Origin of the sequence: Collinsella sp. LCP19S3_F2, assembly GCF_052121015.1 — a bacterium.
Lineage (GTDB): Bacteria > Actinomycetota > Coriobacteriia > Coriobacteriales > Coriobacteriaceae > Collinsella.
In genome coordinates this window covers 202,916-216,176 of sequence record NZ_JBQKFA010000002.1, presented here as the reverse complement: position 1 = coordinate 216,176, position 13,261 = coordinate 202,916, and the positions used below count along the sequence as shown (strand labels likewise).

Below are 13,261 nucleotides of genomic sequence, written 5' to 3'. Positions count from 1 at the left end.
GCTTATGAGTCGCCGCAACACCGAAATGCTCTTGCTCATCGCCTCGGCGTTCCCCGTCATCCTGCTGTATGCGATGTACGTGCTCACCGCAGGCGCTTCCATCTCGTTTGAAACGCTCGCCGTGCCGATCGGTCTTTTTGCCGCCTTCGCCGCGGCGCATATCGCCGTGCGCATCCTGGCGCCCGGTGCCGATCCGGCCATCCTGCCCATCGTCTTTGTGCTTTCGGGCATCGGCATCACGTTCGTAACGCGTCTGGCACCCGCCCTCGCCATCTCGCAGCTCGTCATTCTGTTTGTCTCGGTGGCACTGATGGTGGGCACGCTCGCGATGATCAAGAATCTCGATGTGGTCATGCGCTACAAGTACACCTTTGGCATCATCGGCATCATCTTGCTGATGCTGCCCATCTTTATCGGCACCACCATTTCGGGCTCCAAGCTGTGGATTCGCATCGCCGGCTTCACCATCCAGCCCGGCGAGTTCGCCAAGATTTTTATCGTATTGTTCTTGGCCGGATACCTAGCCGAAAACCGCGAGCTACTCTCCATCTCCAATCGCAAGATCTTGGGCCTCAAGGTCCCGCGCCTGCGCCTGCTGCTACCGCTGTTCGCTGTGTGGGGTGTATGCCTTCTGGTCGTTGTCTTCGAGCGCGACTTGGGCTCCGCTGTGCTGTTCTACACCATCTTCTTGCTGATGCTCTACGTCGCCACGGGACGTTTCTCGTATGTCGTCATCGGCCTTGCGCTTTTGGCAGTGGGTGCCGTGGGCGCCTACAAGTTCCTGTCGCATGTCCAGGTACGTTTCCAGATCTGGGCCGACCCCTTTAAGGATGCCCAGGGCCAGGGCTACCAGATTGTGCAATCCCTTTTCTCGTTGGCTGACGGCGGTCTTATCGGCGTTGGCATCGGTAATGGCATGGCCAATAACATCCCCGTCGTCGAGTCCGACTTCATTTTCTCGGCCATCGGCGAGGAAATGGGCCTTTTGGGCGGCGGCGCCGTACTCGTCCTGTTTATGCTCTTTGCCGTGCGAGGCCTGACCACGGCCGCCCGCGCTAAGTCCGACCTTGCCGCATTTAGCGCCACGGGCCTCACGGCCGCCATTAGCTTCCAGGCCTTCTTGATCGTTGGCGGCGTTACCCGCCTGATTCCGCTGACCGGCGTCACCCTGCCCTTTATGAGTCAGGGCGGCTCCTCGCTGCTGGCGAGCTTTATCATTGTCGCGCTTTTGCTGCGCGCCGGTGACGAGGCAACCGGTCGCGAGGCCGAGCTCACCGGCACCGGTACCATGGCCGCCATCACTGACGACCAGGTCGCTTCTGCCGCGGCGCATGCCGGCACGCGCTTCGCTTCTTCGTCTTCCTACGGCCGTGGCAGCCACTCCACCGGCTCGCGCATGCGTCGTCGCCTGCTCGATACGCCCGAATCTGGCGTGCTCGGCCGCGTGGCGCTCGCTAACCGCCTAACCCGCGCGGTGTTTGCCTTTACGGCCCTGTTCGCCATCCTCATCGGCAACCTCACCTATGTCCAGGTCATCAAGGCCAAGGATTACCAGGATATGCCGACCAACAATCACACCATCGCCCGTTCCAAGTACATCCAGCGCGGCTCCATCATCACGTCCGACGGCGTGACGCTGGCCGAATCGCTGCAACAGGAGGACGGCACCTACGCACGCTCCTACCCTAACGGCAACCTGGCCGCCCATGTGGTTGGCTATGTGAGCCAGCAGTACGGTACCGCCGGCATCGAGAGCGTGATGAACGACACGCTCACCGGTTCCAAGGATTACTCCAGCTGGAACAACGCCATCGCGTCGCTCGCGGGCCAAAACCAGCCGGGCAACACCGCCAAACTCACCATCGACTCCCGCATCCAGACGGCCGCCGAACAGGCTCTCAAGGGCTTTAAGGGCGCCGTTGTGGTCATGGACCCGCGCACTGGCGCGGTGCTCGCATGCGCCAGCTCGCCCACCTACGACAACACCAACATCGACGCCCTGCTGCAATCGGGCGGCGGTGAGGACGGTTCTATGTACGACCGCGCCATGGACGCCCTCTATACTCCGGGCTCCACGTTTAAGGTCGTCACGCTTTCGGCGGCACTCGAAACCGGCACCGCAAGCCTTTCGAGCACTTATCAGGCGCCCGGTTCCATGGATATCGGCAATGCACCAGTCACCAACTACGCCAATGAGAGCTACGGCACGATTAGCCTGCAGCAGGCCTTTGCCGTGTCGTCCAACGTCGTCTTTGGTCAGGTGGCAAACGAGGTCGGTGCCAGCTCGCTCGTACAGTTCGCCAACGCCTTTGGCTATGGCCAAAAGCTCGGTCAGGACCTAACCGCCGCGGCGTCCATCATGGCCGACCCCTCGCTCATGACCGAATGGGAAACCGCCTGGGCCGGCGCCGGCCAGCCCGTCGGCATGGACCACACGCCGGGTCCGCAGACCACCGTCATGCAGAACGCCGTTATCGCGGCGGCCATCGCCAACAGCGGCGTCGTCATGGACCCGTTCTTCGTTGCCCAGGTGCTCGCCCCAGACGGAACCGTGGTCAAGACCACGCAGTCCCGCTCACTGGGCCAGGCCGTCAGCGCCACCACGGCCGAACAGGTCAAACAGGCCATGCTCGACGTCGTTCAATTCGGCACCGGCACCGATGCCCAGATTCCGGGCGTCAAGGTTGCCGGCAAGACCGGCTCTGCCGAGACCGTCGGTACCAACGTCAACTCGATGTTCGTCGGTTTTGCGCCTTACGATTCACCCACGGTCGCCATCTCGGTAGCCTTGGAGGATTACGACAAGCACGACGTCAAGGCGGCAAAGATCGCCGGCATCGTCCTGACCGCGGCGCTTGCCGCCCAGGGAGCGTGATGCCCGTGATTGATGCGCAAGCATGGGGCGTGCCGCGGCCGATAACGCTAGCGGCAATGCGCCACACGGCCCCAGCGGCCTCAAATTTGGTACTACACACATCGTTGAGCGAATAGTCATGTTAGGAGCAGGAATGGAACAGAGGGTCCTCGGGGGAAGATACCTCCTCAAGGATAAGGTAGGGACAGGCGGCATGGCGACCGTCTACCGTGCACAGGACCAGGTCCTCGACCGCACGGTAGCTATCAAAATCATGCTGCCGCAATATGCCGGCGACGCCACCTTTGCCGCACGCTTTAAGCAGGAGGCCCAGGCAGCCGCCGGCCTCTCCTCCCCCTATATCGTCGGCGTCTACGATTGGGGCAAGGACGGCGACACCTATTACATCGTCATGGAATACCTGCGCGGCACCGACCTTAAGAGCGGCATCAAGAGCCACGGCGCCCTTGATCCCAAAAAGGTCGCTCAGATCGGCTCGCAGATCAGCTCCGCACTTTCGGTCGCCCACAAGCACGAGATCATCCACCGCGATATTAAGCCGCAGAACATCATGGTGCTGCCCGACGGCAACATCAAGGTCATGGACTTTGGCATCGCGCGCGCCAAGAACAGCCACCTTACGCAGGACAACAACGTTTTGGGCACCGCCCACTACGTAAGCCCCGAGCAGACCCGCGGGCAGGATCTAGGCCCCACCTCGGACATTTACTCGCTGGGCGTCGTGATGTACGAGTGCGCCACCGGCCGCGTGCCTTTCGACGGCGACGATGCCATCTCGGTCGCACTCAAGCAGGTCAACGAGCTGCCCGTGCCGCCGAGCCAGATCAACTCCGGTGTCGATGCCGATCTTGAGCGCATTATCCTCAAGTGCATGGAAAAAGATCCGGCTAACCGTTTCCAGACGGCCGACGAGCTGCGTCAGGTGCTCAACAGCTACCTGTCTGGTCGCGCCGTCAACGTGCCGGAGCCTACGCGCGTTATCGGCGCCGTTGGCGACCTGGGTGCCACCAAGACCCGAGAGCTATCCGACCAGACGCGCGCCATGGTACGCCCCGTCTCGGGCGTGAGCGGACAAAATAACGCTCGCAGCTCCGTCTCGGGTTCAACCGGCTCTTACGCCACCGAGCAGCCCAAATCCAACAAGAACAAGATTATCGCCGCCGTAGTTGCTGCGGTAGCCGTAATCGGCGTCATCGTGGCCTTTGCCGCCGGACTCTTTGGCGGCGAGCAGGTCCCGGTTCCCGATGTGTTGGGTAAGGACCAGGAGACCGCCGTCGAACTGATTAAGGATGCCGGCCTTGACGTCGGAACCATTGACCAGAGCTACAACGACGACGTCGACGAGGGAAAGGTTGTCGAGCAGACTCCTAACGGTCACACCAAGAAGCCCAAGGGCACCAAGGTGAATCTGGTAATCTCCAAGGGTCCCAAGCCCTCCGAGAAGGTTGATGTCCCGCAGCTCGTTGGTCTGACCAAGGACCAGGCAGAGGCGGCGCTGGCAAGCGTCGGCCTTAAGGGCAATGCCACCGAGGAAGCCAACGAGGCCGAAAAGGGCGAAGTCTTTGAACAGGGCACCGATGCGGGCAAGGAAGTCGAGAAGGGCACGACCATTTCGTACAAAGTCTCGAGTGGACCCGACACCACCTCCGTTCCCGATCTGACCGACATGACCGAGGCTCAGGCACGCAACGCCCTCGATATGGCCGGCTTCGGCGTCGATGTGACCTACCAGGAGAACGATTCCGTCACCGAGGGCACCGTCATTAGCTGGAACCCCAGCGGTAAGCAAAAGCCCGGCGCCACGATTACCGTCGTCATCGCCAAGAAGTCCGGCAAGGCAAACGTTCCGGGCAACCTATACGGCAAGAGTATCTCCTCCGCCGTCACCGCGCTCAACAACGCCGGATTCTACAACATCGCATTCTGCGATCAGAACGGCAACCCCGTGAGTGGTAACGAAAACGCCACCGTGACGGGCGTCTCCCCCACTGGCAAGCAGTCCACCGACAGCACGATCACGCTGACGGTTTCGATTTCTGGCTCTGGCACCGATTCAGGCGACGATTCCGGCACGACCAACTAGTCATCGAGACATTGCCCACAGCGGCTGATGCCGCAAACATATTCGCTCACAGGCGCCCGCTTGCTCCCCCAGCAAGCGGGCGCTTTCTTTATCCGAAGCAGCGAAAACTACGGCATGCCTTTAAACCAGAAGAGCCCGGTACCGCAGTGGTACCGGGCTCGACAAATCTCTGGTGCCCCCGGGCGGATTCGAACCGTCGACACCCGCTTTAGGAGAGCGGTGCTCTATCCCCTGAGCTACGGAGGCATGTTGTACTAGTGTAGCAGATTTACTGCATCGCCATACGCCCCATGACCAGACTTCAAAGTTGCGATGGAATAGTTCCTGCCTGATGCATCTAAAGCCGCATTTAGGAACTATTCCACCGCAACTTATGAGGAGCTAGTTGCCTTTGTGGAAAAGGCCTTTGATAACGGAGGGGATGCTCTTGGCGCCCTTGGCCGTCACATCGATAAAGTCGGGCGAACGCACGAGCTTATCCTCGTCGACGTACTTGCGAACTGCACGAAGCGTCTCTTTGTCGTCGCGCGTCGAAAACGTAAAGTGGCCGTTATCCTTGGTAAAGATAGCAAAACGCGTGATCTTCTTAGTGCCGCGCAAAACCTCGGCGGCAATATAGTCGACCTCGTCCCACGGAATTTGAATAAAATCCTCGGGATTGCGCTCGTTGTAATACTCGAACGCCTTATTGCCCACCATCACGTTACCGTGGCTGGTAAACCCCATCAGGCAGGTTGCCGGTGTTGCCAGATCGACCGTGCTGTTCTGAGATTGCGCCATGCGCGCCTCGCCCTCCAAATAAAACAATCGGACCGCATCCAGTGTACCCACCGGGTGCGGTCCGTTTCAATGGCTCAAAAGCCCTTGCCTAGCAACTCTCGGTCTTAAGCCGAAGCGCGATTACATGAAGCCGCAAACGCGACCGATGATACCGACGGCGAAGAGAGCCAGGATGATGACGATCGGGCTGACCTTCTTCTTGAGCAGCTTGCAGACGAACAGCGTCAGGCACACGGCAGCAAGGCCGGGGATGAGCTGATCGAGGTTAGCCTGAAGCGTGGTGACCTTCACCTGATCAAGGGCGGTAGCACCGACGGAGTTGTACATCGTCAGCGCTTCCTTGATGCCCTCGGCACCGGAAGGCAGGTTAGCCCAGTCAATGAAGGCGCCGGCAGACTGCGTGACCTTGGAGACGACCGGGGTGAAGGAGATGGACACCCAGCGCTCGACCAGGGCGCCGATGATGAACATACCCAGGATGGAAGCGCCCTCGGTGACCTTGCCCATCAGACCGCCGGAGAGGTCCTTGGCGATGGAGGAGCCGACCTTATAGCCAAACTCCTGCGTGTACCACAGGAAGGCGTAACGGATGATGTTCCACGCAAAGAAGAACAGCAGCGGACCGGCGATGCTGCCGGACAGGGCCAGGGAAGCGCCCAGAGCGCCCAGGATCGGGCGAAGGGTGAACCAGAAGGCGGGGTCGCCGACGCCGGCGAGCGGGCCCATCATACCGACCTTGACGCCCTGAATGGCGACGTCATCAATCGGTGCACCGTTGGCGCGCTCCTCCTCGAGAGCGAGGGTAACGCCAATGACGGGGGCGGAAACATAGGGATGGGTGTTATAGAACTCCAGGTGGCGCTTAAGCGCGGAAATCTGGTCGTCCTTGCTGGTGTAGAGCTTCTTGATCGCAGGGATCATTGCGAAGCACCAGCCGCCATTCTGCATACGCTCGTAGTTCCACGAGCCCTGAAGGAACTGATGACGGAAGCAAACCTTCTTGCGGTCAGCCTTGGTGAGCTGAATCTTGTTCTCTGCCATATGTATCACTCCCCTCCTACTCGTAATCGTTCAGAATGTCGCCGAGCGGGTCACCGGAGCCACCGCCCATGCCGCCACCCTGCTTGGCCAGATCCTTGAGGCCAAGGTAGATGAGGGCAAGGGAGATGCCGATGAGGCCAAGAGCAATCAGCGTGAGCTGAGGGATGGCAGCAAGGACAAAGCCGAGGATGAAGAACGGCCAGGTCTCCTTGGTGGCCATCATGTTGATGACCATGGCGTAACCGACGGAGGCGACCATGCCGCCGCCGACAGCCATGCCGCCGGACAGCCAGTCGGGCATAGCGTTAAGCGCGTTGGTAACCGCCTCGGCCGGGATGATGCACAGAAGTACTGCCGGGATGGCGATACGAAGGCCCTGCATGAGGATGGCGGCGTACTGCCAGCGCTCGATGCCGGAGAAGTCGCCCTTCTCGGCGCAACCGTCCATGGCGTGAGCGATAGCGGTAGCCAGGGTACGGCAGATCATGGTCAGGAACAGACCAGCGACCGACAGCGGGACGGCGACGGCGATGGCGGCGGTAACGGCCTTGGCCGAATCGGTGGCGCCACCGTTGAGGGCGAGCACCATGATAATCGAAGAAGCGACCGAGGCCAGAGCGGCGTCAGGCGCGACGGCAGCGCCGACGTTAGCCCAGCCAAGGGCCATCATCTGGAGCGAACCGCCCAGGAGGATGCCCTCCTGAAGGTGACCGGTTACGAGACCGATAAGCGTGCATGCCACGAGCGGCTGATGGAACTGGAACTCATCCAGAATGCCTTCCATACCGGCAAGCAACGCGACAATCGCAACAAGCAGAATAGTGATTGCAGACATGTATCGGACCCTCCTTTACTATGCTTGAGCGGCCAGTTCGGCCTTAGCTTTCTTCAACATGGCGTCGAGATCCTCGGAGGAATCCGAAGGAACCTTGCGGACCTCGAACTTGACGCCCTTGGCCTTGAGGGCCTCGAGAGTCTTAACGTCGTCATCGCCCATAGCGACGGCGTTGGTGACGACGACCTTGCCCTTGGAGTGAGCCATGGAACCGATGTTGACTTCCTTGATGTCGACGCCGGCCTCGATAGCCTTGAGCAGATCCTGCGGGTTCTCAAAGAGCAGCATGGCCTTGGTGTCACCAAAGCGCGTGTCCTTGACAACCTCGGCCATCTTCTTGATGGGCACGACGTTGGCATGGACTCCCGGAGGGGCAGCCTGCTCGATCATGGTCTTGCGGAGCTCATCGTGAGCAACGCCGTCGGAAACCACGATGATGCGGTTGGGGTTGATCTGCTTGGTCCACGTGGTGGCCACCTGACCATGCAGCAGACGGGTGTCGATACGGACGTGGGCGATCTTGATGTGCCCATCGCCGATGACCGTTCCCGGAGGGATGGCGCCTGCAGGAGCAGCGGCGGCCGTGGCCGGCTTCTTCTCCTCGGGCTCCAGAGACTCGGGCTTGACGCGCACGCCAGCCTTAGCCTCAGTCACGAGATGTTTTGCGATCGCATGTGCAGTGTTCTTTGCGTCAAAGCGCTGCGAATATGCCTCGATGAGCATAGGCAGGTTGACACCGGTGACGATAGCCCAGGAATCGTGGCCCTCGATGAGACCGCTGATCTGGTTGAACGGCGTGCCGCCCCACAGATCAACGAGGAAGAGCACCTGCTCCTGGTCCTCGAAGGAAGCGATTGCTTCCTCGACCTTGGCACGGAAGTCGTCGGGGCCCATGCTCGGCTCGAGCGAGACCACGGCCACAGACGGCTGATCGCCAAAGACCATCGAGCCCGTCTGCTTGATTCCGGCTGCCAAGTCTCCGTGGCTAGCAAGAACAATACTTACCATCACATAACCTCCTCTTTGTCTACGTATTTCCTACACGACATGAAAGGAGTATACCTGTTCGTCCTGTAAAATTATAGAGAAAAATGCGAATGATTGGATAATTTGTTTAAACGTCTAGGTTTGTTACAAGTTGATTACGTTACTGCTTTTTGACGGATTACACGCCAAGGCGTCACTTATCAAGCCATTCATTTTACAGATACAAGCAGGCTGGTCATTAATATCGATTTTAGGCAAGCGCGAATGCGCTTGTACTGCAGCTATTTTGTTTAAACAGACATAACTTGACTATTAGCGTGACTTATGCACTAACGTAAGTAGTCATTGGGGACGTTCTTAAACGACTAGTCAAACAAGAACGTCCCCAACGACTAGGGGCTAGACGATGTGGAGGGGGTTGGCAGCGTCGACGGCATCGGGGGCGTCGGAGAGGCCGTCGGGAGCAGCATCTGGCGGGTCCTCGTCGGGGGTCTCAATCTGCTTGATCATGACCTCCTGGCCCTGCAGCAGGTATGTCTCGCCGCTACCGCAATGGGGACAGATCTTGCCGTGCTCGACCGTCGCATAGTCGCGGCCGCACGTCTCGCAATGCGTCACGGCCTCGACAGGCTCCACGATAAGCTCCGCGCCCTCGGTGATAGGCTTTTTATCTGCCGCCCAGCGCCAAGCGTCGAGCAGCAAGTCGGGAACGACGCCCGAGACCTCGCCCAGCAGCAGCGTGACGCTCGAAACGCGACTCACGCCATTGGCGCGCGCCACGTTCTCGACATCGCGAATAATGTGATAGACGATTCCCAATTCATGCAAGGCGAAAACCCTTCTGCAGCGGTTAATACGATGTCAATCCATATATCAGCGAGCGGCGATCCAGGTGCCCCAGGTTGCCCCGAAACAAGGCGTCCGCTGGGCTTTTGCCCGCGGCGCCGCAGTTGAGGGGCAAGATGGGGTATCTGGGCGCCGCGCAGCGTCGGCAGTGCCGCCGTTCGTTAGAACGGCGGAACCTCATTACTTCTTCCCGAATTTGATCTTGATGGCACGCTTGAGCGCGTACTTGCCCAAGCTGGGGAGCTTTTGCTCGTATTTAACCATCGTGGAGCACTCGGGGCGGTCGCGATCCAGATGGATGGCGTCGAACGCGCACTTGGTGGTGCACAGACCGCAGCCGATGCACTTGTTGGGGTCGACGATCGAGGCACCGCAACCCAGGCAGCGGGCGGTCTCGGCGCGTACCTGCTCCTCGGTAAAGGTCTCGACGTACTCGCTAAAGGGCGCGGCCTTCTCGCGCTCGCGGTCGACATGTGCCACCTCGCGGGTCGCGTTGTCGTAGCTCTCGATCACGACATCGTCGCGGTCGAGCGCGATGTAGCGGCGCTGGTTACGGCCGATGGTGAGCGTGGAGCCCGGTTGCACAAAGCGGTGGATGGACACGGCGGCCTCGTGACCGGCAGCGATGGCGTTGATGGCAAAGCTCGGACCGGTGTAGACGTCGCCGCCCACAAAGATGTCGGGCTCAGCGGTCTGGTAGGTCTGAGGATCGGCAAGGGCACCCTGGCCGCGGCCAAGCTCCACCTTGGAGCCAGCCAGCAGGTCGCCCCACACGATGGACTGACCGATCGACATGACCACGCGGTCGGCGTCGACACGACGCAGGTCGTTCTCGTCGTACTCGGGCGCAAAACGGCCCTCGTCGTCAAAGACACGCGTGCAGCGCTTGAAGGTGATACCGCACACACGACCGGCCTCGTCCAGATGGACCTCCTTGGGGCCCCAGCCGCAGCTGATGTGGGCGCCGTCCTCAACGGCCTCGCGACGCTCCTCCTCGCTGGCGGGCATCTGGGCCTCGCTCTCCAGGCAGAATATCTCAACGTGCTCGGAACCCAGACGGCAGGCGTTGCGCGCGACGTCGATAGCCACGTTGCCGCCGCCCACCACGATGGTGCGGCCGGACAGCGTGTCGATCTTGCCACTGTTGACCTTGCGCAAAAAGTCGACGGCCACGGTCACGTCCTCGGCATCCTCGCCCGGAATACCGGCGAGGCGGCCGCCCTGGCAGCCAATGGCAACATAAAAGGCCTTAAAGCCCTGCTCGCGCAGCTCGTCGAGCGTCACATCGCGACCGACCTCCACGCCATAGCGGAACTCGGCGCCCATCAGGCGAATGACCTCGACCTCGGCCTCGATAACATCCTTCTGCAGCTTAAAGCTGGGAATGCCATAGGTGAGCATGCCGCCCGGGCGCTCATTCTTCTCGAACACGACGGGCTTGTAGCCCTTCTCGGCCAGGTAGAAAGCGCAGGACAGGCCGGCCGGACCGGCACCGATGATGGCGATCTTCTGGTCGAAGCCGCCGGCGCGCGTCGGGGTCACCACAGGTGGGACATAGCGGGTCGCGGCATCCAGATCGCGCTGGGCGATAAACTTCTTGACCTCGTCGATGGCCACGGCCTCGTCCACGCGACCGCGAGTGCAGGCATCCTCGCAGCGGCGATTGCACACACGGCCGCAGATAGCGGGCAGCGGGTTCTCGCGCTTGATGAGCGCTAGCGCCTCGTCATAGCGGCCCTGCGCCGCGAGCTTCAGATAGCCCTGAACGGCAATGTGCGCGGGGCAGGCCGTCTTGCAGGGCGCGGTGCCGGAATCGTGTGTCTCGATGCGGTTGTCGTTGCGGTAGTTGGGCGACCACTTGGTGTGGTCCCACTTGGTGGCATCGGGCAGCTCCTGGCGCGGATACTCGGGCACCTGTCCGCCGGCCTTTTTGCTGCAGAGCTTCTGGCCGAGCTTGACGGCACCAGCCGGGCACACCTCAACGCAGCGACCGCAGGCTACGCACTTGTCCTTCTCGACCTTGGCGACATAGGCCGAGCGCGACAGGTTGGGCGTGTTGAACAGCTGCGAGGTGCGCAGGGCGTAGCACACGTTGACGTTGCAGTTGCAGATGGCGAAGATCTTGTTCTCGCCGTCGATATTGGTGATCTGGTGCACAAAGCCGTTGTCCTCGGCCTGGCGCAAGATGTCATAGACCTCCTCACGCGTCACATAATGGCCGCGGTCGGTCTCAACCACATAGTCGGCCATATCGCCCACGGCAATGCACCAGTCGGCGGGGTCGTCGGCACAGCCCTCGCCCATCACACGACGGCTCGCGCGGCAGCTGCAGGTGCTGGCGGCATATTTGCCCTCGTATTTGTCGAGCCAATGCTCGATATGCTCGATCGGCACCGAGGTGCTCGAAGCATCGATAGCCTTCTCGACCGGAATGACGTGCATGCCGATGCCGGCGCCTCCGGGCGGCACCATCGGCGTGGCTTTGGACAGCGGCCCCTTGGACGCCTGCTCAAAGAACTTGGCATAGACCGGATGCTCCTCGAGCTGGTTCACGCGCATGTTGAGGAACTCGGCGGAACCCGGTACCAGCATGGGCAGTACCCACTGCTTGGCGCGCTCGGGATTTTCCCAGTTGTACTCGAGCAGACCCGTGTAGCTCATGTCGTCGAGCATCTTCTCGATCTGGGCCTCGGGCATGCCGGTGAGCTTGGCCATCTCGGGCAGCGTATAGGGACGGCGCATCTTCATCTTGCAGAGCACTTCGGCCTGCTCGTCGGTTGCGGCCTCGGCAAACGACCAGTACTCGTAGCCCAGCAGCTCGTCGCGATGCAGCAGACGGTTGGTGCAATGCTCGCACAGCTTGACAATGGCCTCGCGCGGATGCTCCGGCAGCGGCGGCACGAACTCCGAACCGATGTCGGGCTCGGTGTAGCTAATTCCCGGTCCGTTGAGAATCATGGTTGTCCCTTCTCTTGCCGCAGCCCGACGAGGCCGCAGCGCCCCTCTTTTTTGCAGGCCGGGCATGCCCCCATGCCGTTCACCCGCCATTGTTGACATTATGTCAAAAATAGTATTGACGAACCGTCAACAATATTCAAGACTATTAGGCGAACGGTCGGGCCCAAACGGATGAAAGGCGGCAAGCTCATGAGCGATAACGCAGCGAGCACCCCTGTGGCCGACGCCGTCCCCACGCCCGACAACGCGGCAAAGCGCCTGACAGGTGACGAGCGCCGTCGCGAGATTCTCGCCGCCGTGCGCGCCGTGAGCTCCGAGCTGGGCGTGTCCCATCTATCCGTCTCGGCCGTGACCAAGCGAGCCGGCTGCACACGCTCGCTGTTCTACCACTACTTCGTCGACATGGACGCCGCCGTCACCGCCGTCATGGACGAGGCAATCGACGGTTTTATCTCCGAGCTCGAGCAGTGGAATGCCAGCCGCATCGTCGGTGATATCGAGGGCGCACTCGACACCGTCGCCCCGCTCTTTAAGCGCCTGGTTGTGAGCGGCCACGAGCTGCCGAGCACGCTCACCTCGAGCAGCGGCGCGCTCTACGGCGGCTTTCTGCACAACGTGGTCCAGCGCGTGGCGCAATACATCTGCGACACCACCGTGGTGGACTTTGTCGCCCATCATGACCTGCGCATCGACCATGTCTACGAGACGTTTTACACCCTCATCATGGGGCTGTTGATGTACATCCGCACGCACCCCGATGTGCCCGACGAGACGGTTAAGGAGATTATCGCCTCGACACTCCACATCGAGGGCTACACCGCCAAGTATTCCGAGCGCAAGCCCAGGAACTGATGAC

Annotated in this window: 9 protein-coding genes and 1 tRNA gene; 3 read left to right on the top strand and 7 right to left on the bottom strand. The window is 60.8% G+C overall.

Annotated features, from left to right (window positions below; all coding sequences use genetic code 11):
* Positions 1 to 4: 4 nt before the first annotated feature.
* Together ACTQX9_RS02595 and pknB are read left to right on the top strand one after the other, a co-directional pair.
* Positions 5 to 2,875, top strand: a complete 2,871-nt coding sequence (locus ACTQX9_RS02595; protein WP_154518438.1) for an FtsW/RodA/SpoVE family cell cycle protein — start codon at positions 5 to 7, stop codon at positions 2,873 to 2,875.
* A 133-nt stretch (positions 2,876 to 3,008) separates the two neighbouring features.
* The gene (gene pknB, locus ACTQX9_RS02590; RefSeq protein ID WP_441540404.1) at positions 3,009 to 4,958 is read left to right on the top strand and encodes a Stk1 family PASTA domain-containing Ser/Thr kinase; all 1,950 of its coding nucleotides are present in this window, start codon (positions 3,009 to 3,011) and stop codon (positions 4,956 to 4,958) included.
* Positions 4,959 to 5,128: 170 nt separating this feature from the next.
* Here pknB and ACTQX9_RS02585 read toward each other — a convergent pair.
* The 7 genes from ACTQX9_RS02585 to ACTQX9_RS02555 all read right to left on the bottom strand — a co-directional run bounded on the left by ACTQX9_RS02585 (position 5,129) and on the right by ACTQX9_RS02555 (position 12,405).
* Positions 5,129 to 5,204, bottom strand: a tRNA-Arg gene (locus tag ACTQX9_RS02585).
* A gap of 135 nt (positions 5,205 to 5,339) precedes the next feature.
* Positions 5,340 to 5,738: a DUF956 family protein gene (locus tag ACTQX9_RS02580; RefSeq protein WP_441540403.1), complete on the bottom strand. Its 399-nt coding sequence runs from the start codon at positions 5,736 to 5,738 to the stop codon at positions 5,340 to 5,342.
* Between the two features lie 120 nt (positions 5,739 to 5,858).
* Entirely contained in the window at positions 5,859 to 6,779 is a 921-nt protein-coding gene (locus ACTQX9_RS02575) for a PTS system mannose/fructose/sorbose family transporter subunit IID (protein ID WP_154518429.1), read from the bottom strand.
* Between the two features lie 16 nt (positions 6,780 to 6,795).
* Positions 6,796 to 7,614, bottom strand: coding sequence for a PTS mannose/fructose/sorbose transporter subunit IIC (locus ACTQX9_RS02570; protein WP_055285302.1), 819 nt, complete (start codon positions 7,612 to 7,614; stop codon positions 6,796 to 6,798).
* Positions 7,615 to 7,632: 18 nt separating this feature from the next.
* Positions 7,633 to 8,622, bottom strand: a complete 990-nt coding sequence (locus ACTQX9_RS02565) for a PTS sugar transporter subunit IIB (RefSeq protein ID WP_154518426.1) — start codon at positions 8,620 to 8,622, stop codon at positions 7,633 to 7,635.
* Between the two features lie 378 nt (positions 8,623 to 9,000).
* A complete protein-coding gene (locus ACTQX9_RS02560; RefSeq protein WP_441540402.1) occupies positions 9,001 to 9,429 on the bottom strand; it encodes a hydrogenase maturation nickel metallochaperone HypA/HybF in 429 nt (142 codons plus the stop codon).
* A 198-nt stretch (positions 9,430 to 9,627) separates the two neighbouring features.
* Positions 9,628 to 12,405 carry an FAD-dependent oxidoreductase gene (locus ACTQX9_RS02555; RefSeq protein ID WP_441540401.1) on the bottom strand — a complete coding sequence of 926 codons (2,778 nt, stop codon included), beginning with the start codon at positions 12,403 to 12,405 and terminating at the stop codon, positions 9,628 to 9,630.
* 189 nt (positions 12,406 to 12,594) lie between these two features.
* Here ACTQX9_RS02555 and ACTQX9_RS02550 point away from each other — a divergent pair, with 189 nt between their 5' ends.
* Positions 12,595 to 13,257 (top strand): TetR/AcrR family transcriptional regulator, encoded by a 663-nt coding sequence (locus ACTQX9_RS02550; RefSeq protein ID WP_441540400.1) that lies wholly within the window; start codon positions 12,595 to 12,597, stop codon positions 13,255 to 13,257.
* Positions 13,258 to 13,261 lie beyond the last annotated feature (4 nt).

Excerpts from the sequence above, each read along its gene's own strand:
- pknB (WP_441540404.1), top strand. The coding sequence starts at position 3,009 with ATGGAACAGAGGGTCCTCGGGGGAAGATACCTCCTCAAGGATAAGGTA.
- ACTQX9_RS02550 (WP_441540400.1), top strand. The coding sequence starts at position 12,595 with ATGAGCGATAACGCAGCGAGCACCCCTGTGGCCGACGCCGTCCCCACG.
- ACTQX9_RS02565 (WP_154518426.1), bottom strand. The coding sequence starts at position 8,622 with ATGGTAAGTATTGTTCTTGCTAGCCACGGAGACTTGGCAGCCGGAATC.
- ACTQX9_RS02555 (WP_441540401.1), bottom strand. The coding sequence starts at position 12,405 with ATGATTCTCAACGGACCGGGAATTAGCTACACCGAGCCCGACATCGGT.
- ACTQX9_RS02575 (WP_154518429.1), bottom strand. The coding sequence starts at position 6,779 with ATGGCAGAGAACAAGATTCAGCTCACCAAGGCTGACCGCAAGAAGGTT.
- ACTQX9_RS02570 (WP_055285302.1), bottom strand. The coding sequence starts at position 7,614 with ATGTCTGCAATCACTATTCTGCTTGTTGCGATTGTCGCGTTGCTTGCC.
- ACTQX9_RS02580 (WP_441540403.1), bottom strand. The coding sequence starts at position 5,738 with ATGGCGCAATCTCAGAACAGCACGGTCGATCTGGCAACACCGGCAACC.
- ACTQX9_RS02595 (WP_154518438.1), top strand. The coding sequence starts at position 5 with ATGAGTCGCCGCAACACCGAAATGCTCTTGCTCATCGCCTCGGCGTTC.